This window comes from bacterium, from assembly GCA_021372515.1.
Classification (GTDB): domain Bacteria; phylum Gemmatimonadota; class Glassbacteria; order GWA2-58-10; family GWA2-58-10; genus JAJFUG01.
The window spans coordinates 1-20,872 of record JAJFUG010000057.1 but is presented as its reverse complement, the minus strand read 5'-3'; the positions used below and the strand labels follow the sequence as shown (position 1 = coordinate 20,872).

Sequence of the window (20,872 nt, the reverse complement as noted above, 5' to 3'; positions counted from 1 at the left end):
ATGGATTACCAGAAGACAGCCAATGTCCAAGACGGCGTCGACGACGCTCACGACTGGCAGTACAACAACCTGCGGGCCGAAGTCAAGGCGGCGGTCGAGGGCCTGCAGCTCGGTGACAAAGTCGATTTCGCCATGACCTACGCAGGCGGTTCCAGCGGCGACCTCCTGAGCCAGATCGTCATCACGGACAACCAGGGCGACGCGGGCCTGGACATCGACTGTACAATCAGCCTGACCTACGATGGAAACGATCAGCTTACCCAGGTGCAGGCCGTCTTCGGGAAGCTCGGGAAGACCCTGACCGAGACCTACACCTGGACCGGCGGCAAGATCACTGCCGTGGCGAGAACCCTGTCCTGAGGATGAAACGATGATCGGGAGTCTTGGAGTCCTGTCCTGGCTGCAGAGCAACGTCCGGCGGCTGATGCAGAAGACAACCGCGCCGAGCTACAACCCTGACACCGACAGCCTTGAGGCGCTTCGCGAACGGCTCGATGCCCTGCTCGATACACAGGTGCCGGCTACGCCCACAGCCGGGAGTCTGCGCGACATCCTGAACAAGGACACGAACCGCACCTTCAGTCGTGCGACGGATTCACTCGAGGCGCTCAGGGATTTGCTGGATAGCATGTCTGGCAGCGGATTCAGCAGCGGCACCGACGCGCTGAGATTCCTGCGCGCTCTGCTGGATAGTATGGCTGGCAGCGGTTTTAGCAGTGGTTCACATTCGCTCAAGGCATTACGCGATAAAATCGATACTCTGCCTACCTCCTTTGCCGTAAAGTCCTCAGCATCAGCAGCTACAGCGAATGGGACTATTGTAGAGGATGGGACCAGCGGGACGCCTAATATAACGTCTCCGGCAAACGTTGGTACGAGTGGTTCGTTTTCTGCATGGCAACAGCTCGATGCTTCAGTTTCGGCCGATTCATGGATATCTCATCTTGTGGTTACTCTTTTCTCTTCAGGCACGTCTTGGATAGCGCAATGTGTTGTCGAGCTTGGAAAAGGGGGGGCAGGAGCAGAAACGACGATTATGAGGTGTTCGTTCAGAACAGAGAAAAATTCAGCTACTGGTGATAGTTATCCGATTATTTTTCCCTGTTCAATACCGATCAAGGTAGCGAGTGGCACAAGACTTTCAATCAGGGCCGCACAACTGGATACCACAACGATCAGTTTTTCGGGAGCAGTTGGGATGTACCAGAATCTTGAAACGTAATGGAGGGGAATATGCCTGTTAATCATACGATTCTACTCGATGATTGGGAGGAAGCAGAGCTGGCCCGCCTGGCCACCAATGCCGGGAAAACCGTGGATGAACTGATCACCGAGTACGCCACGAATCCGCTCAAGGCACAGATACGTCAGTGGCGCCACGAGTACGCTCAGGACATGTCCGGCCTGACCGGAGAGCAGAAGCAGGAGCTGATGAATCGCTTCATCCAGGCGAAGGAGCAGTACCTATGGGAGATTAGTTGATGATGTTAATTAATACAAGCTTCTATAAATTTTAAGCCTAACGGTGTTAAAGCAAACGTCTCTAATTCCATAGTTTTTGATATGAAAGGACCAAGACCAGCATTTGTACTTTGCTTTAAAAGGCTGATGCATTGTATTCGCATTAGGTTTGACATGCTCACTTCATAGGCATTATCGTCTATATTTACAAATTTTAATAAATCATATTTGGATATCCAGTTATCTTTAACAATAGACAATGTATCGTCGAGCAATCCATGCAGATTCAATTGATCATAAATGCATTTTAAAATCTGCGCTTCGGTAGGAGTGATATTCTTTATCATTTCAACATACCCATATCTTATTTCGTTATCAAAATTAGGGTCCATCGCGTTCGCAAGAAGATTACTCCAAAGGGAGTGAAGATTATCGTCCTCTTCAAGGCTGCTTTCTTCAAAGATAGGGAGGGCAAGCTTCGGCGGAACGGCGCGGGTATTCGTGATTCCTTTTTCTGTCAATTTTCTATTAACATCATCAACCATCTTTAATAATCTCTGCCATCGAATAAACTTGAGCCTATCTGTAACAATTCCTGACAATTCAGCAAAAGGTTCCTTGAAAACTTTCGCAATAAATCCTCCAATTTTTTGTACTGTGTCGATGGAAACATTTCCGAGCTTGGCAGCTTCTTGTACAGCTTTAGCAATTTCTTCTGTTTCTGGCATGGTATCCTCTTGAGTTCAGAGTTGGTTACGATCTGCCATTCCGCCCATCCTTCATGAAATCTCTCAGTAGCCCTCCGACCTCAGTCATATCCTCGTGTTCCTGCATATGCACCAGCTCACGGCAGAATCTTTCCAACGCCCAGGCCGGAGCGCGGAAAGCTTTCGGAGTCTGTGCCCAGCGCCGGAGCCGGTCGGCGTTCCTCTTCCAGAAGAAGAGGGCGGTCGGCGAAAGATTGGCCGGTGGAGAAGGAATATCAATCATCATGTCCAAACCATTATTTTTTATGCTTTTCAAACATCTTATATCACAGAGAATTTCCATCCTGAGAGGAATGATACTTTTCAAAATCGAACCGATGCAAATAAGGATAGATCATATCGGTTATACAAGCTCCCATTTGAATACTATAGTCTTCGTCGAAATGATTCCTTTCATGCGAGTCAATGCACAACAACCCGATTAAGCTAATATCCTTTGTTTTGGGGTTAAAATATCTAATTGGCAAGCAAATAGTACTGAGATAATACCTTTTCCAATCTGATCGATTATTAATATATCTACCCGCCTCTACTTCTTGTTCTAAGTCGTTAGAAAGATAGTGCGGCTGATGTGCTTCTATAATCTGCATAGAAGCAGTATTATCCGAAACCAAAGTGACAGGATGTTGGTTATCAAAAAGCGATCTATTTGCTATGCTGCCTGAATCCCTGACAAATGTCCAAAGCGCGTTTTCATTCTTAGAATAAATCTTAATACAAGTAGAGCAACGCACTCCATGCACATCTTGAAAAAGAGTTCTTGTATTATCCAATACGCTAATACAAAAAGACTTGTATGCTTCAACGTCTGTTGTCTTATTTTCCATCATGCAGTCTCTAAATTGATGGCTAATGCTGTGTATTTCTTGGTAACTTCTCTTTAATGAATCGAGTTTCGAAAGAATGCTCTTGGCTTTTAAATTTTCACAAGACAATTTATTCATTTTAAACATCATATAGAACTGAAGACAGAATAAAGCAAAAATGTAAATAATTGAAGCGGTAATCATATATCTGACATTTCTTTGCTCGTCGATAGCAGCAATACTTGCAATGGAATAGACGAGGGAACATATAGATGCAATTCCACCAACAAGACTGATGTAATAAAGTATAGACTGTTTATCCAACTCAACCTTTCTCATATGCAGCGCTCCACTTGGTGAAGAATTGATGGTTGACTCAGATAATATCAGTACTCCGGAAACGGATAGATATCTCCTTCAAACTCTCCGTCTTCGAATCCGGCAGTCTCTTCCGGCTCCATGAACGTGATAACTCTCTTCCAGCCGTTTTCGAAGATCGGGTAGCCCTTGACCTTCACTCGGACGAACTGCCCCTTCTCTTTGATCGTGCCGATGTTCTCGATCACCGAACCTGTCCCGCAGACTTCCTTGATTACCTGGCTCTCGGCTTTGGTGAGCTTCTTGTCCTGGGGGCCGGAGCCGTTGAATCTCTCCGTGACTCGCTTCTCCTTGCCGTCGTCATCGAACACGGTTGCGATAGCCGGGCGCAGGCTAACGATCCGACGCGCGATCAGCTGATTGGAGGCGGTCGAATAGATGCGCTTCAGGGCGAAGAGATCATGGCCGGTCTCGGCTGCGTCCGCGTTGAACCATTCGAAAGGCAGCAGCATCAAGCTGGCGAACTTGTTGCAAAAGTATTCGAGGCGTCCGCCGAGAGACGGATCACCGCGATGATGCTCATTGTCCTGCCAGTACACATGCCCGACCTCGTGCGCCACGAGGAAGTGCTGCCGCTCGGGCCGCAGTCCGGCACGAATGATGATGCGAGTCTGCGGCCCATCCTGCTCAATGCCGGAGAGAGCCGGATATCCGGGCCGTGTCTCAATCAAAATCCCTAAAAACGCTGCGACTTGAGCAGGGTCTATCGGTGGAGAGGTGATTCCGGCCTGGGTAAGGAGGTCGGCGGTTATGACACGGACTTTAGGGAAGGGCATTTGATTTTTAAGTTCGTAGACTTTTGGATTAAACGCTTGTTTATATTATTGAATCCCTCAGATTGCAAAAATACGATCACATAGACGACAAAACCATTGCGTGTTCTCATCTTTTGAATCGCGCCACCCGCATTGCTGTTTACTTACTCTATGCCAAAACGCACGATAGTATGGGTTCGCTGAATGATGCTTCAGTGCTATTTCCACCTCTTCCTTCGTGAACGCCTTTTGTGCTAAGAAAGCTTCGAGGTTTGAAAGGTGGAGATTTACAAAGAGATGTGCCCTGAAGTCTTCCAATGAAAGCTCTGAGTGATTTGCATGCCAAACACGGAGCAAATCAGGTTTATCAATTGCCAACTTGATTAGTTCGACATGCAAGAGTCGGGAGTTTGCTCCTGAAGAGGCTCTCAGCTGTGCTTCCATAGTACGAAGTTGACGATAATAGACGATTAATGTCGCCAGGATAGCGACAAACGTGATGATTTGTATAATCAACAATCCAATGCTTATTTTTTCTGTGATTGTCATCTATCATCCTGATGTATCATAAATATAAAGGCATCTCTCCATCGGCCTGGCGGAGTGGGTCTTCGGTTATGTCTCGAACCTTGTGGAACAATGCATGTTATCTTATCAATGAACGTAAAAATTGATTATCGGACACATTCATATGTAGTAGATTTGAACTCTTCTTTTCCGGCATAGTAAGTTTGAATCCCTTTCAACTTGTCACCATAATCTGAAATATACAACGCAAAGCACCCGCGATCTATCTTTCTTTTATTGTGATCTGAATATACAATTGTAACAAGATCGTTAAATATGTCGCCTTCAATATCCCATGTGGTGCCTTTATCGGTTCCTTGTATAACGTTTATAATGCCCTTAATGTGGTGTCCCATTCTTTTTATTTCCCATGTTTCTTCGCTTGGTCCAGCTTCATAATTGCACTTGGCTGACCATTTGCCCTCTATCATCGCTCCTTTGTACGATAGATTTTCAATCTCAGGGCGAATTATTTTTATATAAACCTCTTTCAATAATAGATACATAATCATAGCAACGATACCAGCTATAACAGCAATTGAAAACGATGCTAAATAATTTGTTGTTGCCATTTTCGGATTCCTTTTTTAATGCCGCCGTTGCTTATTTAGGTAAATAATCAGTCAGAGAGTCAACCCAGTAATCTTCACATACGACCGCAATCCTACAACCGCTTTCTTTAAGCTGGATGACTTTCTCGATCTTCCTGCCGTACGTCGAGTGAATCCAGTCTCGGCTACCGATGCAACCCACCACGAGATAATTGACCTTCTTGCTGATCGTGTTTTTCGTCTCGCCTCCCCTGTCGAGGATTTCCTGTTCGCAGAACGGCCGAGTGGCATAGGCGAAATTGCCGGTGAGGCAAAAGATTTTCCCAGGATACTCGATCATTGGGGGAGGGTTGTCTATCGGGAGAGAGGTTGTGAAGCTGGCTACAGATTCGGTGATGCTCTGTTCTCCGGTAATCTGCCCAAGCAGCCTGAAAAGCTCTTTGCTTTCTGATGAATCGAGCTTCCCGTCTTCAAGCATTTGTGAGACTCGGCTATCAATGCGCCGGACAACCCAGCTATCAGTATACTCTCGATTGGAAGTCAGCCACGTCTTTAGATAAAGAGCTTCCTGCTGATTGATTACGCCGTCGGCCATGAGCCCCTTACAAATACCGAGCAGTTCATCGGCAGTGCGGTCGCCTACGCGAGCCGCATTAATCTGAGCGGGTGGCTGGTTTTGATCATCAAGTGGAATGGGTGGCTTTGGCTGCTTCTTGGGAGGTTTGGCTGAGAAGAACTCTTTGATTCCCATATCGAGAACCCATCCTGGCGATTTCCGGGAAATCGCCTATTCCGATTAATCCTGCCTGGGAAGAATGATTATTTAGGATCGGCCGGCTTCTCTTTAAGCCTTATCGCCGTAATCTGACCACGGCGTTCTGGTTGGATTCCAAAAATTGCTCCTGCGACTTTCGCTCCAGAAGATGGCTCTTTAATAGTTTCTACGATAATGCCGTTAGCCCCGATCTTTGCAGCTTCCTTCTGCGCTTTCTTGATCATACCCTGTTCTGTAGTGAAACCTGATCCTCCCTGGGCATGAATGACCGCAACCTTGTCGTATGGTACAGAAATGTCATTGGGGCTCATAAAAACCTGTACTTGCTCAGGAGCGATAGCAGCAAGCTTCTGATTTCCCCCGAGCATTGTCACCTGAGCCGAGACACATCCACAGAGAAGGGCGAGAGCGAAGACCGCAACAGCATAACGCATGGGGCCTCCAGAAAATATGATGCAGGTCAGCGTGCAGAGATAAAAAGCAGGTGTTATCAAAGATACTTCAGGCGATCCAATCCTTCCGTCTGTTCTAATAATACCAGCAGTTTCTTCGCCAACTCCGGCTGTTGCCCGAACAAGTCCTTCACATTGTCAACCAGCCGCCTTCTCTCTCTCAACCGCTCGATCTCACCCATCACATTGGTCGAGAGTACGCCACCGTAGAATCCGAGGTGGTTGATGCAGAAGTCTTCCTCGTCATCCTCGGAGATGTAATACTCCGGGTGGTTCTCCTTCAGCGCTTGGATGGTCTCCTTGTTTCTGCGGTAACGGTCGAGGTCAGGGATGCGGCGGCGCCTTTCAAGCTCGAGCTCGCGCTCAAGCTCCTGCTCTCGTGCAATGGCTTGGTCCAGGAGATTGTTCAGGTGATCCTTGTCGGCCAGCTTGACCTTGCCTTCAAGGAAGTAGCGAATCTCCTGACGGATTACACGACGCACGATTTCTTCAAGCTGCTGTTCATCGCCACGATTTTCGCTTGATTCTACAGCTATCTCGGTTGGCTTGTCAAGATATTTATCGCCTTCTCCTGATAATACCCATTCGAGATTTATCGGTTTTATTGCTTCCTGAATCTTATTTCGTGTATCGACGTGCCCGGTTCCCTTATACAAGAAATTGGACAACGTCGTATGGTGAACACCCGCCTTTCGAGCGAGAGCTTTTTCGCTTCTCAGATTCAGTTCCCCGACAACTGATCGGATTCTTTTTTCAACTTCTGCCATAAAATCACACCAATGGGCTTGACAATTAGCCGAACGGCTATTAACATAGACTCAGACGCACATACATACTTAACCACGAGGGCCGAAAAAATGAACCAAGAGCTTGCAAACACCCTGGTTCCGATCACGACCACGATTCCCTACGGACTAAAGAAGAGGCTCGAAAACCTGGCCCGCGAGAAAGCGAACGGACAGGACAACGAGATGGCTCCTTACATCCGTGAAGGCATCGATTGGGTCTGCCGAAAGTACGGCGTCACCGACGAGCAAATCGCTGTAGCTTCTTAATTCTACCCCATTATCAGGGATTGTCAATCATTACGCAATCCAAATAGGAGGCTGACTTTGGATAAGCTGAAGGACGACTTCCAGAAGCGGCTCAATGAGATGGTCGTCCAGGTCATGACCGGGCGCGACGTGAAGGAAATCGCTCGGGCGATGGGCCTCAGCTTCTGGACACTGTACAAGTACATCGAAGGCCAGGATTTCCCTGCGCATCGCGCCGAACTGCTCTACCGCGCCACTGGTGATGTCCGGGTGCTCCAAGCCCTGGTGCCGAAGGGGGTGCTGGTAGTCCCTCCGCGCGCCGGGCGAGTGTCGAACGTCTACGACGCCGCCGCGAATCATGCCCGCGAGACTGGCGAGGCCGGGGCCGTGCTCATGGACGCACTCAGGGACGGGCAAATCTCGCCCTGGGAAGCCGCGGCGCTTCGCCGGGAGTGGGAGGAAGCCATCGCCGCCGGATTCGATGTCATGGCGGCATGCGAGGCTGTGGCCGGGGGCAAGGAGGTGCAACTGTGCTTTGCCTGATCAAGAGGGGCAAGTGTCAACCGCTGTTCATCCCGGACTACAACTGCCATCAGCTGATGATTCATTTCTTCGGCGGTTATCTGCTCGATTTCCCAGGGCCGATCATGCCGTACAACCTTCGGCCGGTCGTGAGCCTGAACTGAAAGGAGAGCGAGGGGAGCTATGGACTATCTGGAGTACTGCAATCAAGTCCTGGCGCTGACGGAAAAGGCTGTCGAGGAAGGCATCAAAGACGGCCTGAAGAAGCGGCAGCAGGAGCAGGAACAGGAAGTAGAGCAGGACACGGCAGCATAAAGAAGGCCCGGCAGGGTGGCACCCCTGGGTCCGGGCCAGATTCCAACATCCATTTCTACAATAGAGGGAGACGCGCATGATGTCAAGTAAAACCGCAGTGATGAAACAGCCCGAAGCGACAGAGCTTCAGGCTCAACCGGTCTTCGCCTGCAGCGTCGAGCAGATCGAGACGCAGATCGCGGAGATGAACAAGTTCGTCGAACGCTGCCTCGTCGCCTCGAAAGAGGGAGAGGCGGACGGCGATTTCGGAGTGATCCCCGGGTGCGGCGATAAGCCGACTCTCCTTCAGCCCGGAGCCGACAAGCTCTGCCGACTGTTCGGGATTTACCCGGATTTCGAAATCCTCTCCGAGACCACGACCGATGGCTTTATCCGCTACGTGGTCAAGTGTGCTCTCCAGAACCGCAACGGCGAGTTCATGGGGTCGGGCATCGGCTCCTGCAACTCCGCCGAGTCAAAGTACCGCAAGACGCTCAACAAGGTCGACACCGTGGTCGATTGGGAAGCGACCGAGGAACAGAAGCGCACCGGTCAGCGGGTGGAGAAAACCTCCAAAAAGGGCAAGACCTATATCGCCTGGGAAGTCCCGATCACCCTGCCGGCCTGGGAACTGGACAACACCATCCTGAAGATGGCACGCAAGAGGGCCTACGTGGCCGCGGTGATCTCGGCTACCCGGCTGCACCACCGGTTCACCCAGGATATCGAGGACATGGACCGCTCGACGGTCGGGCGGAGAGAGCGGCCCCAGGAAGTCCCCGCCGAGGTCGTCAATGAGAACAGTCAGGGAGACGCCGCGGATATCCGCTGCAACGATCTGAAAAGCAGCCTCCAGGAATGCAGATCGGTCGAGGAAGTTAACGAGTGGAAGGCGCAATACGGAGCTTCGATCAAGTCTCTGCCTGAATATCTTCAGAAAGAATTCTTCGAATTTGCCAACAACTTCAAGGCAACCCTGCCTGAGAAGACAGTGAGGAAATGACCATGACCAACCAAGCCACGGCGCCGAAACTCTACGAGTTGACGGATGCCTACACCAATCTCGCCAACCAGCACTATGCCATCCTCGAGGACGTCGAGGAAGCCGAAGGCGTGATCTCCGAAGAGCAGGAAGCTCTTCTCGGCCAGATCAAGGACGAACTGGACAAGATCATCGACGTGGCGGACGCCAAGATTCTGAACATCGCCCGCCTGTGCCTCCAACGCTCGCTGGAGATAGCGGCCATCAAGGGCGAGGAAGACCGCATCACCGAGATCGGCAAGGGACTGTCCGCCCGGCGCAAGCGCCTGGAACGCAGCAACGAGTTCTTCGAGAACTACGTGCTTCAGGCCATGCGCATGATGGACGTGAGGGAACTGAGCGACGGGCTGAACAAGGCGCGCATCAGCGAGAGCAAGTCGACCGAGGTCGTGGAGCCTGGGCGCGTCCCGCCAGAGTACATCCGTCAGGTGACGGTGAAGATGCCGGAATCCGACGAGCGCGGCGCGGAGTTCAGGGGCAAGGTGGTCCTTCTCCTGACCGAGAACCACATCGCTTTCGACCGCGAGGTGGACAAGGTCCAGGCTAAGAAGGACATCGACAAGGAAGGCAAGGAAGACCCGGACACGCGGATCAAGACCAGTGATAAAGTCCCGGGTGTGGCCGTGAAGGTCAACCAGAAAGTGCGGTTCAGTTGAATGCGGGGGACGGCGGCGAAAGCTGTCCGTCCCATCCTCTGAAAAGTCAAAGATAAGGAATCGTCATGAGACCCTATGATGAACTGACCGACCAGGAGAAGCACGACCTGACGGATGAGCAGTTTCAATACTACTGCGATCTCGCCTGCGCTGAGGCAGGAGCGCCGTTGCGCCCCATCGATCCCGGCCCGAGGCCGGATAAGTATCGGGTGGACCCTAAGCACACGTTCTACGAAGTCTGTGGAGAGACATTCGTGGACAAGGATGAGGCGATGGCTGTCGTCGAGCTTATCAACAAATCCAAGCGCAGAGACTTGGGGTACCTCAGCGGGCCTTCTTACACTCGGGTCATTGGTGATCCGGCTTCTGAGGTTCGGATGGAGATCAGAAGCATCCTGACCAGAGACGAAGCGGCCGAGCACAAGCAAGCCATCGAAGCCTCTGAGGCAGCTATCCGGCAGTGGGAAAAGGACAAGAAGGAGTTCGACGAGCAGCATGCAGCACGGGAACGGGCTATCGAGTGGATGGTGGAGGACAGGGAAGCCGCGAGCGGGCGCATCTGGAACCTGGAAAGAGACATCAATAGGTTCGACGAATACCTGAAACTCGCCAGTGGAGACAGTGAGGTCGCCCTGAAATTCTACATCAAGGCGTATGGCGAACCGACTGCGGCATTCTGTGAGAAGGTCGGGATTCCCGCGCCGTTTACTGAGACGGTAGAAGTAGCGGCGGAGGAATGAAAACAGCCAGGTTCCGGCGGGCTTCGCGCGTGAGCACTGGGGGATAGTCCTTTCAGCTACAACGGCCGGACAATCCGGCCCGGAGCCTGGCCCCCTTGAAATCGAGGTCACCATGGAGAAACAGAAGTCGCTTTTCCCGAAGACCATCGAGGAACGGTTTCAGGAATTTCATTCTCGCAATCCTCGAGTCTACGCTCTGTTCCGAGAGTTTGCCCGGCGCGCCTTGGACTCTGGCCGGCGGATCGGAGCGAAAGCCATCATGGAGCGCGTCCGCTGGGAAGTCTACATGAAGTCCAGGAACGGCGAAGGGTTCAAGATCAACAACAGCTATACGAGCCGTTACGTGCGGCTGCTGATCGAGGAATACCCCGAGTACAAGGGATTCTTCGAGATGCGCAAACTGCACGATGCGGCGTGAGGAATCGATGAAATCCTACAGACTGTTACGAGATTGTTACGGTCCCGCAGTGATATGCGAAGACGATACTCGCGATCCGCACCACTACACTGTCCGGCATGTGGTAAAGCACAGCCCCACCGGCCTGAATTGGGGATATGGGGGCAGCGGCCCGGCAGACTGCGCGCTGTCTATCCTGACCGACTACCTGGGAGAAGAACGAGCCGAGCGGTGGTATCAGGTTTTCAAGTGGGCGTTCATTGCTCAGATGTCGCCAGAGGGTGGAGTGATCACGGAAGAGGCCATCCGGGAATTCATCGAGGCTAAGGAAGCCGAGTACGCAGAGACCTATTCCAGGTAGTCGAGGGCATCTTGGGCAAGGCACCGGCATTCCAGTTCTACGTTGGCGATTACCTCAAGGACACCCGGGCGCTGTCACTGGCGGCAAAGGGTGCCTGGTCGGATATCCTTTGCTTCATGTGGGACGCATCACCTCGAGGCCGTCTGTCGATCACCTGGGATGGATACGGCCACATGCTCGGGGTTACTGTCCGAGAGGCCAAGAAAGTGATCTCGGAGATTATCGACAAGAAGGTCTGCGATGCAATGCTTAACGGCAGAAAGGTCGAAAATTCCGACGCTGTAACGAAGTGTAACGGTGAGGTAACGCTGATAAATCGCCGGATGTATCGAGAAGCCCAAGAGCTTGAAAAGACAAGGATTAGAGTCAGGAGGCACAGAGGTAAAGAGGCAGAGGAAGAGGGATTGAAACGCGACTGTAACGCTGATGTAACGCCTGTATCTTCATCTTCATCTTCTTCTTCATCTTCAAAGACAGAGACTTCTACAACCCCTAATCTAATCTCGCAGTCTGTAGCATCTACTACCAGGCCACCGGTCGCAGGCAGCAGCGACGGCAGGGATGAACTGACGGAAGCTTACCTGAAAGCGATCCGGTCGGTGCGCTACTGGACGGTCAACGAACAAGAAGAACGAGCGTGGTTCAGCACCCGGATACGAGCCAACCCGAAATACGAGCGGCTCGATCTGACAAGCTGCCTTGAGCGCTGGAGGAACAGCCGTCATGCTCTGGCTGAAAAGAGGCGGCAGGGGAAGGGTCAGAACCTGCCGCCAGAACCACGCAACGACCTGCTGACCTGGCTTGACCGAGACCTTGAACGCCTGAACGAGGGCAACGGTGGACAGAGAAACGATCAACAACGTGCTGGCGATGACGCCCCCTCGGAACTCCCGCGAGAGCTTTTCGTCTGACGCGCCTGAGTGCAGCTGCGGCCTTTATGATCTCATGCCCGACGGCACTCGGATTCCTTGCGCGGTGTGCGAGCCTGAGAAGCGAGCGGAATTTCTGAGAGCCAGAGAACAAGGCGAAAAGCAGAAGAGGCTTCAGGCTCGAATCGAAGCGATGTTAGCTCCATGCTTCCGCGATGCACGGTTCGACAACTTCGAACGGCTCAGTCCTCGAGCGGAAAAGATATACCAGTTCTGCCGCGACTACGCTGAATCTTGGCCGGAACAACAGAGGCGCGGAACGAGCCTGCTCTTCTTCGGCCCCTGCGGGACTGGCAAGGGACACCTCGCCGCGGCCATTGCTCACGAGATCATGGAGCGATATCAGGCCACGGTGATCTTCGATCAGTTCATCGAGGTGGTGTCGAGAATCAAGGACGGCTGGCGCGGCCAGGGAGAGACCGAGCGGCAGACCCTTGAAAAGCTCTGGAAGGCCGACCTGTTGGTGCTGGACGAGATCGGCGTGCAGTTCGACACCAACGCCGAAAGAGTGCTTCTGTACCGGATCGTCAACCATCGCTACGAGCACTACCGGCCCACGATCATGACGACCAACTGCAGGAAGAAAGACCTGCCGCAATTTGCGGACGAGCGGATAGTCGACCGGCTATTCGACCTGAATCGCGGCAGCAGCGTGATCGAATTCAATCTCGAATCCTATCGGCGCGGCAGTCGAGCGAACCGATAACCGAAATCCCAGGGGGACAGCATGAAAGAGACACCCGTAACCCCGATCAACACAGGCCGCCGCTGCTCGCAGTGCGGCGAAGAGGGCAACATGGTCAACGGCGTGTGCCAGACCTGCCAGTACAAGGCGAAGTTCGGTCAGGCGGCTCTCGCCAACTGGCCGGACGAGAACGTCAAGTTCATGGCCGCGCCGGAAGTCGAAGCCCTGGCGAAGGACATCTTCTCGCTCTGCAAGGAAATGGAGTGGCGCCGCGAGGCCCGCATCTACTACCAGTTCCAGCACGAGATGTCCGGCGATAAGATGGCCAGCTGCTACAGGATTATGCCGCGGCTCCAGGACCTGATCCGCTACGACTTCGTGATAACGGTCGACTGGACTCGCTGGAAGCTCCTGGACATCGTGCATCGCCAGCGCGAGGTGTATCACCAGCTCTGCCACATCGGGAAGAACGACAACCTGGTCTGGTGCCTGGAGCGGCACGAGTTCGAGGGCTTCGTGGCCGAGTGGACCCGGTTCCACGACGTGATCAAGGAAGACGCGCACCTCGGGAGGATTTTCAAGCAGCAGGAGCTTGACCTGTTCAAGCCCCAGGCCGTCGAAGACCTGCTTCCCGAGGCCGAGCTCGCGGGGGTGCGATGACCGGCAAGCTGCTTTCCATCGACCCCGGGTGCAAGACCGGCTGGGCGCTGATCGACCTCGCCAGTGAGCGCGTGGTTGAATTCGGAGTGCTGCGCCAGGTGGCCCCGGACTTCCCGGAGACCATCCGCGCTCTGGCCGAGCGTGCGCAGTGGGTCGCCGTGGAAGATCAGTACGTCGGGAACGACCCCCACGCCGCGCTGTGCGTCGCCGAAAGCAAGGGCCGCATCCTCGGGATGGTGGCCGGGCATATCCCGCCGGACAGAGTCAGGGTCATCCTGGCTCAGACCTGGCAGGCCCGGCTCAAGCTGAAGGGCAAGCGCAAGCAGCGCAAGCGCGGGGCCTTCATCCTCGCTCAGGCCGCGCTCGATCTCCAGACCCAGGGCGGCCCGCTCACCCAGGACTCGGCTGACGCAATTTGCATGGGACTGGCCGCGGTGCGGATGCTCAAGGCGGAAGAACTTCTCGACCGGAGAGTGTCGAATGCCTAACCCGAAGCTCCGGAACTATTCGACAACGGTAGAGGCTTCGAAATCGATCGGCGAGGTTCACGAAATGCTGGTGGACTTCGGCGCGGATCGGATCGCCTTCATGAACGAGGGGAAAAGAACCGTCGGAGTCGGCTTCATCATGCAGACCGTCCACGGCCCGACGCCTTTCCGGTTGCCGCTCAAGTGGGAGAAGGTCCACGAGTACATATGGCAGGACTACCGAGAGACCCGGAGCCGGTACCAGAAGACCAGGGCGGACTTCGAGAACGAGGCGTACCGGGTGGCCTGGCGCATCCTGCGCGACTGGCTCCACAGTCAGCTTTCGATCATCGCCACCGAACAGGTGAAGCCCGAGCAGGTCTTCCTGCCGTACCTGATGGTCAACGGCGACAAGACCCTGGCCGAGAGCTTCAGCGAGGGGAGCCTGAACAAGCTGCTGCCGAAGTATGAGGAAATCTGAGTGAACCTGACTATTGGCAGTCTGTTCAGCGGAATTGGAGGTATGGAAAAGGGATTGTTGGCGGCCGGGCTTGGCCCGGTGAAGTGGCAAGTGGAAATCGACCCATTTTGCAGGGCTGTCCTCGAAAGGCATAATCCGGATGCGAGGAGATTGATCGATGTCAGGAAATGCGGACGGCGAAACCTTGATCATGTCGGGATTGTCTGCGGAGGACCGCCCTGCCAGGATATTTCCAAAGCTGGCCCTAAAACCGGAATCTGGGGGGCGCGAAGCTGCTTATGGTTTGAGATGTTGCGAATCATTTGCGAGCTTCGACCGCAATGGGTTGTTGTTGAAAACTCCGCAGCTCTGCTTGTTCGAGGAGGGGCTGAGATTCTCAGGGGCTTTGCCGAAAGCGGGTATGATGCTTTCTGGCGTGTTATACCAGCTTACGAACTTGGAGCGCCCCATGAGAGAGAAAGACTGTATATCATTGCCCACTCCAACCAGGTCCATGGGGAAACGTGGCTGGGGGATTTCTCGTATTACGCAGAAGCGATACTCAAAAAGCACCAGGGACAATGCTCTCCGATTTGGATGGAGACCGCCGATCAGTTTATTGGAGTGGATGATGGGATACGAGGTAGGGTATACCGCTATCGGGCCGGAGCGGTGGGAAACGCTGTAGTGCCGCAGATCACACGGATGATCGGCGAGATGATCATGGCTTTTGAAGGTCAAGTTGAGGAAACCTGACGAAAATAAGCTCCCGGAGTTCATCGGCAACTGGCCGCCGGACGTGCTCGAACGCTACAAGGAACGCGCGGCGATCATGGAGTACGACGGCGGCCTGAGCCGATGGGAAGCCGAAAGCAGGGCCGAGGAAAGCGTGCGGCTGCAATGCGACGCGGAAAGACAGATGTTGCTTTTCCATGCGGGGAATAGGCAATGATTCAATGCGCTGAAACCGATCATAGGCCGTTTGGAGCGGTGATTTCGAAGGATGGAGTTTATCGCTTCTTCCTCTGGCGCTGGCTTGAGTTGCCGGAACAGAACGTTTTGTTTCCCAGAACACCGAAAACGGTCACCTGGTTGATGCTGAATCCCTCGACGGCGAACGCCAGCAAGGACGATCCGACCATCCGCCGATGCCTGGGATTCGCCCGGCAATGGGGATTCGGCCGGTTGTTCGTGGTCAACCTGTTCGCCTACCGATCCAGCTCGCCGCGGGAGTTGAAGAAGCACTTGGAGTCATACGATGGCCAGATCGAGGGCGTGACCACGCACTACAAGAACGACGACTGGGTTCAGTTCGCGGCCCGGAATTCCGAACTGTTGGTGCTGGCCTGGGGCGCGCACCTACCTAATGAGTGCGAGGCCCGGAAAGAGGAAATCGAACAGATATTCGGGGATTTGGAACTGGAACATGCAGCACCCGCGGTTAAGAGCCTGAGCCTGACCAAGTGCGGCGCGCCGCGGCACCCGCTGTACGCGCCGATGAACGCTCAACTGCTGGACTGGAGGTGGTGATGTGTAAGCAGGGCGAAGTGGTGGTAGTAATGCTTGCTCATACGACCAGCCGCGGAACGACGCACGTTGAAGTTGATGCGTGTATTGCTCCGCTTGTCAGGGCGCTCAATGAGGGTAACATCCAAACCGTGGCTTCATGCTGTGGGCATGGCCGTATCCCCGGCAATATCGCCCTTGAAGATGGTCGAGAGCTGATGATTGTCGACCGGAGAACCAGAGAACAAGTCATGGAACAACTCCAAACGGAGGAGATTAATGGCCGTTCATGAACTGAAATGCTGGCCGGAGTTTTTCGAGGAAATCCGCGACGGCCGCAAGACCTGCGATCTACGGAAGGATGATCGGCATTATCGAGTGGGCGATAATCTCCTCCTTCAGGAGTGGAGCCCTGAGATAGAAAAATTCACCGGGCGACAACTGATTGTCCAGGTGACCCACATCCTGGATGAGCCGAAGTGGGGGCTCCAGCCGGGGTGGGTTGCTCTTTCGATAAAGGCGGTCGAAGGATGAATCCCCAGGGTGCAGGGAAAATCGAATGGTGTCATTTCACCTGGAATCCGATCACCGGTTGCAAGCATGGCTGCCCGTACTGCTATGTCCCCAGGGTGAAGGGGCGCTTCGAGAAGAACCCGATGGAGCCGCGCTTGCACAAGGGGCGACTGACTGAACCCTTCTCCACCCGACAGAGTCGCTTGATCTTTGTCGGCTCGACCGGCGACATGTGGGGCGAGTGGGTGCCGAGAGAATGGATAGAGCAGGTGCTGACGATTTGCCGCGAGGCCCATTGGCACAAGTACCTGTTCCTGACGAAAAACCCGATTCGGTATCGGCAGTTCGCGCCGATCATACCAAGCAATTGCTGGTGTGGAACGAGCGTTTCAGGCGGAACGATGGAGGGTCACGACTTCGAGCTTAAGCGGGTTAATTGGCTGCACAAAGCCCCGGCGGGTCAACAATTCATTTCCCTGGAACCCTGGCTCGGTCGCCTCAGCAATGCCGGTGCGGATGTGTTGATTGATTCATGGATCGCCACGGCAGACTGGTTGATTGTCGGTGGACTGACAGGGCCGCGGGCGATACAACCGCCCACCGAAGACCTTGCCGATTTGGTGGAAACAGCCAAGACGTATAGAGTTCCCCTCTTCGTGAAGGACAACGCCGGGCCGGGCGATTGGCCGAAAGAATACCCGGAGGGGTTGAGATGATCGAGATTCAGGGCGATCAACTACGGTTGATGTTCAGCAGCAAGGTAGACATATGACAGCGCCCGAGATCGAAAAGCTCATTCTTGACAAGCACTGGAAAGATTTCTGCGTGACTCAGTGCAAAACGGGCGGGACATGGGGTTCCGCTTGGGACCAGACCTATCTCGAATGGTTGATGAGTCCAGGAAATCCCGTCCTGTCGAGACTTGTTTCTGGTTCGAGGTGGGAAGGTGTTTATGAGCGCGGACACGCCGATAAATGGATGTTGAGAGACCTGCTTAAACAATCCGCGGCCATTATGGATGTGTGGGTGCTGCGCAGGAGTTGGACGGACGGACGTGCAATCTGTTATGAGATCAAAGTATCGCGGAGTGACTTCTTCGGCGATCATAAGTGGCCGGACTACTGGCATTACTGTAATCAATTCTTCTTCGCTGTCCCTAATGGCCTGTTGTCTGATGACGAAATCAACCGACTTCCTGCACAATCCGGCGTGATAGAGGTTAACGGTACTGGGTCGGGCTTGAGAATAAGAAAAACGCCCTGCTCGATGCAAGGAATAGACGAGGGAGTCTTCCGCTATATTCTGATGTGGAGGGCTCAGCTCAAAGACGGACGAAAGAAGGTGGTGAACGCATGAAACCGACAGAACTTCTCTCATTCGCGCAAATCACGCGAGAGTACAATGTCAGCAACACCACCATCAAGCGGTGGGAGGCTTACGGCCTGCCCGTGATGCGGATTCCCGGCCGCGGCAAGAAGCCGATGGCGCGGGTGCGGCGATCCGATCTGGAAGCATGGATCGCTGGCGGCGGCACCGATGCCCGCAAACAGCGCGTTCCGCGTAATTTCATCCAACGGATGGCGGGCTGATCCGCTTGCCTCTCGCCGTTCCTGGCAACATATTTCACCTGCGGGGCCATCCTGCGGGGAGGAATGACATGCAGGGTCCGTGCAGGATAGTCCGAAGGGACAATAGCTTGCAACTTGTCTACTACACTCCGGGACCGAACAGGCGGCGGAGGCGGTTGTCGGTCGGCAATTATGACGAATACGCTCAGCGCATGATGATCCGTTTCAACGATTGGCTATCTCGCGGACTCGATCCCGAGACAGAATTGATACGCGAAGTCAGAGAAAAAGAAGATCGAGAGGCGCGAGACATTACGCTGGCCGAGCTTTACTCTCGGTTCCTGGATGCCAAGCGCGGCGAGGTATCAGGCAAAACTCTCGTCAGTTATGGCACCAGCAGGGCTCATCTTGAAGCGCACGGAATAACGGCACTGCGGTTGTCCGAGGTCGGTCATCCGAGGATGAGGCAGTACATGAGGTCTCGTCAAGCGGCTGGGGCCGCGGCTTCGACCATCCATACCGAGGTGATGCTGGTGACAGCGATGTGCACCTGGGCGGTAAACGAAGGGATGATGCCGAATCATCCCCTGCAACGGCTGGAGTGTCCGCGAGTCCGCAATCGCCGAGAGGTCAGGCTGACGAGCGAGCAGGTAGCCGCATTGGTCGGAGCGATCAAGCAGCCGGTGCAAAGCCTGGTGGTGCGGTTTGCACTGGCGAGCGGCAGGCGGAAGGATGAAATACTCGGCTTGCGTGTGGAGGATGTCAGGCTGCGGGATATCGGAGGGGCGGAATACAGTGTGCGTCACACGAAGGGCGGTCTTGCCCGCACTTTTCCGGCCAGCGAGTGGGCTGTTTCGATCCTCCGGGAGGCTATCGGGGATCGTACCGAAGGGTGGGTGTTTCAGGGGCCGAGCGGGGGACGTTACCTGGTTGATTGGAAGGTGAGTGAGTTCAAAGCCGCGGTCAAGGCGCTCGGACTGACCGTCCTGACCGAAAGCGGCCAGCGGAAGATGCTGACTTTCCACGACCTGCGGCATGTGTTCGCTACGCAGCTCACCGACAATGGCGCTGATATCCGAGACGTTCAGGCCCTGCTCGGACAGCAGAGCGTGGTTGTTACTGAGCGTTATACCGCCCGGAAAAAGGGGCACAAGGCGCTGGAGAAACAATGCAGAATCGGGTGAGAAAAGCGAAACCCCGGAGGGCAATCCGGGGTCTCGTTGACACGCTGCTGACACACTCATTATCCAAAATCCCGTGTCAGTCGCGTAAAGTGGTGCGCCCGAAGGGAGTCGAACCCCTAACCTTCTGATCCGTAGTCAGATGCTCTATCCAATTGAGCTACGGGCGCACGTCGGTCTCAAAAACAGGCTAATAAATTAACTATCCGGCAGCTAAAAATCAAGACCAAAATATCCGCCTTGATCTCTTATATATTCACCTTTTGAGCGCCAGTACTAAAACACCTGCTCCTATCATGAGAATTCCAGACCATTCTCTGACCGAGGGCCGTTCACCGAGGAATAAAACTGCGAAAACCGCAACGAGCAACAGACTTAACTTGTCTACAGGGGCAACTTTCGATGCGTCGCCGATCTTCAGTGCTCGAAAGTAACATACCCAGGACGCGCCTGTCGCCAAACCGGAGAGAACCAAAAATAACCATGTAGTAGAGGCAAGTTTGAATGGATTGCTCCACTTTCCTGCATAATACACGAATGCGGCAAGCACGATCATGATGACCATGGTACGAATTAGAGTAGCGAGATCAGAGTCTACTCCGGAAAGCCCTATTTTTGCGAAAATAGCCGTGAACGCAGCGAATACAGCAGACAAAAACGCCCAAATAAACCAGCTTGATGTTGTTGGCATTACCGAAGAGCTCCTAACGATATGTTCAAGCTTCCCGGTCCGGAAAAATGCTATCATCATGCTGCGGCTCAGACATTCTCCGGGACCACATACGGGAACCGGTACTCGCGGCTGACCATGGCCTGCGCCTCGGCATCGCCCGGGAAAGTCTCGGTGGCCGAGTCGAACTCCACCGTGCGGCCCAGACGGTAGGCGATGTTGGGCAGATGGCACATCGTGGCCGAAAGGTGCCCTTCCAGAATCTCGGCGTTCAGGTCCTCGCGCCTGTGCGAGCGCACGGCCTGGATGAAATTCTCGAAATGCGGGCTGTATTCCACCGCGCGGACATCATGCGCCTTGTACCCACTGGTGGCCTCTTTATAATTGTCGCTGGTCGGCCCCGGCTCATCCTTACGGCCGAAATAGGTGCTCCAGGCGCCCCGTCCCAGCTTCATCCAGCCCTCGGTGCCGAAAAACAGCACACCCATGTTCTCCTCGGCCTCCTTGTTGGTGTAAAGGCCGCGCACCTCGAGTTGCACGATCTTGCCGTCCGCGTACTCCAGCACCGACATCTGGGTGTTGGGGGTCTCCTGCTCGCTGTCGAAAGCGTAGAAACCGCCCAGGCTCTGGACCTTTTTCGGGTGCTCGTATTTCTGCAGGGCCCAGCGGGCGAAA

General features: G+C 53.9%; 35 protein-coding genes and 1 tRNA gene. 25 read left to right on the top strand and 11 right to left on the bottom strand.

Translation table 11 applies throughout. From position 1 onward, the window contains the following. Genes LLH00_05955 through LLH00_05945 form a run of 3 tightly spaced genes read left to right on the top strand, consistent with a single transcriptional unit; the run spans window position 1 to window position 1,482 of the window. The gene (locus tag LLH00_05955) at window positions 1-360 is read left to right on the top strand and encodes a hypothetical protein (GenBank protein MCE5270811.1); all 360 of its coding nucleotides are present in this window, start codon (window positions 1-3) and stop codon (window positions 358-360) included. A 10-nt stretch (window positions 361-370) separates the two neighbouring features. Next, on the top strand, window positions 371-1,222 hold the full coding sequence (locus LLH00_05950; protein ID MCE5270810.1) for a hypothetical protein: 852 nt from the start codon (window positions 371-373) through the stop codon (window positions 1,220-1,222). Window positions 1,223-1,233: 11 nt separating this feature from the next. Continuing rightward, a complete protein-coding gene (locus LLH00_05945; protein ID MCE5270809.1) occupies window positions 1,234-1,482 on the top strand; it encodes a hypothetical protein in 249 nt (82 codons plus the stop codon). Between the two features lie 5 nt (window positions 1,483-1,487). Here the strand turns inward: LLH00_05945 and LLH00_05940 are convergent, their stop codons facing one another. The 8 genes from LLH00_05940 to LLH00_05905 all read right to left on the bottom strand — a co-directional run bounded on the left by LLH00_05940 (window position 1,488) and on the right by LLH00_05905 (window position 7,279). Beyond that, entirely contained in the window at window positions 1,488-2,189 is a 702-nt protein-coding gene (locus LLH00_05940; protein MCE5270808.1) for a DUF4393 domain-containing protein, read from the bottom strand. A gap of 305 nt (window positions 2,190-2,494) precedes the next feature. Further along, a complete protein-coding gene (locus tag LLH00_05935) occupies window positions 2,495-3,373 on the bottom strand; it encodes a hypothetical protein (GenBank protein ID MCE5270807.1) in 879 nt (292 codons plus the stop codon). A gap of 47 nt (window positions 3,374-3,420) precedes the next feature. Beyond that, window positions 3,421-4,188, bottom strand: a complete 768-nt coding sequence (locus tag LLH00_05930; protein ID MCE5270806.1) for an ImmA/IrrE family metallo-endopeptidase — start codon at window positions 4,186-4,188, stop codon at window positions 3,421-3,423. A gap of 57 nt (window positions 4,189-4,245) precedes the next feature. Continuing rightward, entirely contained in the window at window positions 4,246-4,716 is a 471-nt protein-coding gene (locus LLH00_05925; protein ID MCE5270805.1) for a DUF6082 family protein, read from the bottom strand. 125 nt (window positions 4,717-4,841) lie between these two features. Next, window positions 4,842-5,306: a hypothetical protein gene (locus LLH00_05920; protein ID MCE5270804.1), complete on the bottom strand. Its 465-nt coding sequence runs from the start codon at window positions 5,304-5,306 to the stop codon at window positions 4,842-4,844. Window positions 5,307-5,337: 31 nt separating this feature from the next. Continuing rightward, a complete protein-coding gene (locus LLH00_05915) occupies window positions 5,338-6,036 on the bottom strand; it encodes a BRCT domain-containing protein (protein MCE5270803.1) in 699 nt (232 codons plus the stop codon). A 68-nt stretch (window positions 6,037-6,104) separates the two neighbouring features. Further along, entirely contained in the window at window positions 6,105-6,494 is a 390-nt protein-coding gene (locus LLH00_05910) for a hypothetical protein (protein ID MCE5270802.1), read from the bottom strand. A gap of 56 nt (window positions 6,495-6,550) precedes the next feature. Continuing rightward, on the bottom strand, window positions 6,551-7,279 hold the full coding sequence (locus tag LLH00_05905; GenBank protein ID MCE5270801.1) for a hypothetical protein: 729 nt from the start codon (window positions 7,277-7,279) through the stop codon (window positions 6,551-6,553). Window positions 7,280-7,369: 90 nt separating this feature from the next. On the opposite strand from LLH00_05905, the gene LLH00_05900 reads away from it, so the two are divergent. From LLH00_05900 to LLH00_05795, 22 genes are all read left to right on the top strand, one after another. Next, window positions 7,370-7,567, top strand: a complete 198-nt coding sequence (locus LLH00_05900; protein MCE5270800.1) for a hypothetical protein — start codon at window positions 7,370-7,372, stop codon at window positions 7,565-7,567. 57 nt (window positions 7,568-7,624) lie between these two features. Next, window positions 7,625-8,089 (top strand): hypothetical protein, encoded by a 465-nt coding sequence (locus LLH00_05895; protein MCE5270799.1) that lies wholly within the window; start codon window positions 7,625-7,627, stop codon window positions 8,087-8,089. Next, window positions 8,077-8,232, top strand: a complete 156-nt coding sequence (locus LLH00_05890; protein ID MCE5270798.1) for a hypothetical protein — start codon at window positions 8,077-8,079, stop codon at window positions 8,230-8,232. Before LLH00_05895 ends, LLH00_05890 begins: the two co-directional genes overlap by 13 nt. Window positions 8,233-8,459: 227 nt before the next feature. Beyond that, a complete protein-coding gene (locus LLH00_05885) occupies window positions 8,460-9,365 on the top strand; it encodes a hypothetical protein (protein MCE5270797.1) in 906 nt (301 codons plus the stop codon). A 2-nt stretch (window positions 9,366-9,367) separates the two neighbouring features. Then, complete coding sequence (locus tag LLH00_05880; GenBank protein ID MCE5270796.1) at window positions 9,368-10,060, top strand: siphovirus Gp157 family protein; 693 nt, start codon at window positions 9,368-9,370, stop codon at window positions 10,058-10,060. 65 nt (window positions 10,061-10,125) lie between these two features. Further along, window positions 10,126-10,800 (top strand): hypothetical protein, encoded by a 675-nt coding sequence (locus LLH00_05875; GenBank protein ID MCE5270795.1) that lies wholly within the window; start codon window positions 10,126-10,128, stop codon window positions 10,798-10,800. A 112-nt stretch (window positions 10,801-10,912) separates the two neighbouring features. Beyond that, a complete protein-coding gene (locus LLH00_05870; protein MCE5270794.1) occupies window positions 10,913-11,218 on the top strand; it encodes a hypothetical protein in 306 nt (101 codons plus the stop codon). Window positions 11,219-11,225: 7 nt separating this feature from the next. Then, window positions 11,226-11,558, top strand: a complete 333-nt coding sequence (locus LLH00_05865) for a DUF6166 domain-containing protein (protein MCE5270793.1) — start codon at window positions 11,226-11,228, stop codon at window positions 11,556-11,558. Window positions 11,559-11,569: 11 nt separating this feature from the next. Beyond that, on the top strand, window positions 11,570-12,469 hold the full coding sequence (locus LLH00_05860) for a YdaU family protein (protein MCE5270792.1): 900 nt from the start codon (window positions 11,570-11,572) through the stop codon (window positions 12,467-12,469). A 151-nt stretch (window positions 12,470-12,620) separates the two neighbouring features. Further along, window positions 12,621-13,193, top strand: a complete 573-nt coding sequence (locus tag LLH00_05855; GenBank protein MCE5270791.1) for an ATP-binding protein — start codon at window positions 12,621-12,623, stop codon at window positions 13,191-13,193. Window positions 13,194-13,214: 21 nt separating this feature from the next. Then, on the top strand, window positions 13,215-13,832 hold the full coding sequence (locus LLH00_05850; protein ID MCE5270790.1) for a hypothetical protein: 618 nt from the start codon (window positions 13,215-13,217) through the stop codon (window positions 13,830-13,832). Further along, window positions 13,829-14,320 carry a hypothetical protein gene (locus LLH00_05845; GenBank protein MCE5270789.1) on the top strand — a complete coding sequence of 164 codons (492 nt, stop codon included), beginning with the start codon at window positions 13,829-13,831 and terminating at the stop codon, window positions 14,318-14,320. The genes LLH00_05850 and LLH00_05845 overlap by 4 nt, the downstream gene beginning before the upstream one ends. A gap of 100 nt (window positions 14,321-14,420) precedes the next feature. Further along, a complete protein-coding gene (locus LLH00_05840) occupies window positions 14,421-14,780 on the top strand; it encodes a hypothetical protein (protein ID MCE5270788.1) in 360 nt (119 codons plus the stop codon). Continuing rightward, window positions 14,781-15,515, top strand: coding sequence for a DNA cytosine methyltransferase (locus LLH00_05835; protein ID MCE5270787.1), 735 nt, complete (start codon window positions 14,781-14,783; stop codon window positions 15,513-15,515). Next, on the top strand, window positions 15,502-15,711 hold the full coding sequence (locus tag LLH00_05830) for a hypothetical protein (GenBank protein MCE5270786.1): 210 nt from the start codon (window positions 15,502-15,504) through the stop codon (window positions 15,709-15,711). The genes LLH00_05835 and LLH00_05830 overlap by 14 nt, the downstream gene beginning before the upstream one ends. Next, entirely contained in the window at window positions 15,708-16,289 is a 582-nt protein-coding gene (locus LLH00_05825; protein MCE5270785.1) for a DUF1643 domain-containing protein, read from the top strand. Before LLH00_05830 ends, LLH00_05825 begins: the two co-directional genes overlap by 4 nt. Beyond that, window positions 16,289-16,558, top strand: a complete 270-nt coding sequence (locus tag LLH00_05820; GenBank protein ID MCE5270784.1) for a hypothetical protein — start codon at window positions 16,289-16,291, stop codon at window positions 16,556-16,558. The genes LLH00_05825 and LLH00_05820 overlap by 1 nt, the downstream gene beginning before the upstream one ends. Next, window positions 16,545-16,799, top strand: a complete 255-nt coding sequence (locus LLH00_05815) for a DUF3850 domain-containing protein (GenBank protein MCE5270783.1) — start codon at window positions 16,545-16,547, stop codon at window positions 16,797-16,799. Before LLH00_05820 ends, LLH00_05815 begins: the two co-directional genes overlap by 14 nt. Next, a complete protein-coding gene (locus LLH00_05810) occupies window positions 16,796-17,494 on the top strand; it encodes a phage Gp37/Gp68 family protein (protein ID MCE5270782.1) in 699 nt (232 codons plus the stop codon). Before LLH00_05815 ends, LLH00_05810 begins: the two co-directional genes overlap by 4 nt. A gap of 52 nt (window positions 17,495-17,546) precedes the next feature. Beyond that, a complete protein-coding gene (locus tag LLH00_05805) occupies window positions 17,547-18,134 on the top strand; it encodes an MmcB family DNA repair protein (protein MCE5270781.1) in 588 nt (195 codons plus the stop codon). Further along, window positions 18,131-18,367: a helix-turn-helix domain-containing protein gene (locus tag LLH00_05800; GenBank protein ID MCE5270780.1), complete on the top strand. Its 237-nt coding sequence runs from the start codon at window positions 18,131-18,133 to the stop codon at window positions 18,365-18,367. Before LLH00_05805 ends, LLH00_05800 begins: the two co-directional genes overlap by 4 nt. Before the next feature lie 155 nt (window positions 18,368-18,522). Continuing rightward, complete coding sequence (locus LLH00_05795; protein MCE5270779.1) at window positions 18,523-19,530, top strand: site-specific integrase; 1,008 nt, start codon at window positions 18,523-18,525, stop codon at window positions 19,528-19,530. Between the two features lie 90 nt (window positions 19,531-19,620). On the opposite strand, the gene LLH00_05790 is transcribed toward LLH00_05795, so the two are convergent. From LLH00_05790 to LLH00_05780, 3 genes are all read right to left on the bottom strand, one after another. Continuing rightward, window positions 19,621-19,697: transfer RNA gene (locus LLH00_05790), tRNA-Arg, on the bottom strand. Between the two features lie 86 nt (window positions 19,698-19,783). Continuing rightward, window positions 19,784-20,218: an EamA family transporter gene (locus LLH00_05785; protein ID MCE5270778.1), complete on the bottom strand. Its 435-nt coding sequence runs from the start codon at window positions 20,216-20,218 to the stop codon at window positions 19,784-19,786. 68 nt (window positions 20,219-20,286) lie between these two features. Next, window positions 20,287-20,872, bottom strand: a 586-nt coding sequence (locus LLH00_05780; GenBank protein ID MCE5270777.1) for a gfo/Idh/MocA family oxidoreductase, incomplete at its 5' end; no start/stop codon positions are given.

Coding starts and splice junctions, on each gene's coding strand:
- LLH00_05955 (MCE5270811.1), top strand. CDS start 1: ATGGATTACCAGAAGACAGCCAATGTCCAAGACGGCGTCGACGACGCT.
- LLH00_05950 (MCE5270810.1), top strand. CDS start 371: ATGATCGGGAGTCTTGGAGTCCTGTCCTGGCTGCAGAGCAACGTCCGG.
- LLH00_05945 (MCE5270809.1), top strand. CDS start 1,234: ATGCCTGTTAATCATACGATTCTACTCGATGATTGGGAGGAAGCAGAG.
- LLH00_05940 (MCE5270808.1), bottom strand. CDS start 2,189: ATGCCAGAAACAGAAGAAATTGCTAAAGCTGTACAAGAAGCTGCCAAG.
- LLH00_05935 (MCE5270807.1), bottom strand. CDS start 3,373: ATGAGAAAGGTTGAGTTGGATAAACAGTCTATACTTTATTACATCAGT.
- LLH00_05930 (MCE5270806.1), bottom strand. CDS start 4,188: ATGCCCTTCCCTAAAGTCCGTGTCATAACCGCCGACCTCCTTACCCAG.
- LLH00_05925 (MCE5270805.1), bottom strand. CDS start 4,716: ATGACAATCACAGAAAAAATAAGCATTGGATTGTTGATTATACAAATC.
- LLH00_05920 (MCE5270804.1), bottom strand. CDS start 5,306: ATGGCAACAACAAATTATTTAGCATCGTTTTCAATTGCTGTTATAGCT.
- LLH00_05915 (MCE5270803.1), bottom strand. CDS start 6,036: ATGGGAATCAAAGAGTTCTTCTCAGCCAAACCTCCCAAGAAGCAGCCA.
- LLH00_05910 (MCE5270802.1), bottom strand. CDS start 6,494: ATGCGTTATGCTGTTGCGGTCTTCGCTCTCGCCCTTCTCTGTGGATGT.
- LLH00_05905 (MCE5270801.1), bottom strand. CDS start 7,279: ATGGCAGAAGTTGAAAAAAGAATCCGATCAGTTGTCGGGGAACTGAAT.
- LLH00_05900 (MCE5270800.1), top strand. CDS start 7,370: ATGAACCAAGAGCTTGCAAACACCCTGGTTCCGATCACGACCACGATT.
- LLH00_05885 (MCE5270797.1), top strand. CDS start 8,460: ATGATGTCAAGTAAAACCGCAGTGATGAAACAGCCCGAAGCGACAGAG.
- LLH00_05880 (MCE5270796.1), top strand. CDS start 9,368: ATGACCAACCAAGCCACGGCGCCGAAACTCTACGAGTTGACGGATGCC.
- LLH00_05875 (MCE5270795.1), top strand. CDS start 10,126: ATGAGACCCTATGATGAACTGACCGACCAGGAGAAGCACGACCTGACG.
- LLH00_05870 (MCE5270794.1), top strand. CDS start 10,913: ATGGAGAAACAGAAGTCGCTTTTCCCGAAGACCATCGAGGAACGGTTT.
- LLH00_05865 (MCE5270793.1), top strand. CDS start 11,226: ATGAAATCCTACAGACTGTTACGAGATTGTTACGGTCCCGCAGTGATA.
- LLH00_05855 (MCE5270791.1), top strand. CDS start 12,621: ATGTTAGCTCCATGCTTCCGCGATGCACGGTTCGACAACTTCGAACGG.
- LLH00_05850 (MCE5270790.1), top strand. CDS start 13,215: ATGAAAGAGACACCCGTAACCCCGATCAACACAGGCCGCCGCTGCTCG.
- LLH00_05845 (MCE5270789.1), top strand. CDS start 13,829: ATGACCGGCAAGCTGCTTTCCATCGACCCCGGGTGCAAGACCGGCTGG.
- LLH00_05840 (MCE5270788.1), top strand. CDS start 14,421: ATGAACGAGGGGAAAAGAACCGTCGGAGTCGGCTTCATCATGCAGACC.
- LLH00_05825 (MCE5270785.1), top strand. CDS start 15,708: ATGATTCAATGCGCTGAAACCGATCATAGGCCGTTTGGAGCGGTGATT.
- LLH00_05820 (MCE5270784.1), top strand. CDS start 16,289: ATGTGTAAGCAGGGCGAAGTGGTGGTAGTAATGCTTGCTCATACGACC.
- LLH00_05815 (MCE5270783.1), top strand. CDS start 16,545: ATGGCCGTTCATGAACTGAAATGCTGGCCGGAGTTTTTCGAGGAAATC.
- LLH00_05810 (MCE5270782.1), top strand. CDS start 16,796: ATGAATCCCCAGGGTGCAGGGAAAATCGAATGGTGTCATTTCACCTGG.
- LLH00_05805 (MCE5270781.1), top strand. CDS start 17,547: ATGACAGCGCCCGAGATCGAAAAGCTCATTCTTGACAAGCACTGGAAA.
- LLH00_05800 (MCE5270780.1), top strand. CDS start 18,131: ATGAAACCGACAGAACTTCTCTCATTCGCGCAAATCACGCGAGAGTAC.
- LLH00_05785 (MCE5270778.1), bottom strand. CDS start 20,218: ATGCCAACAACATCAAGCTGGTTTATTTGGGCGTTTTTGTCTGCTGTA.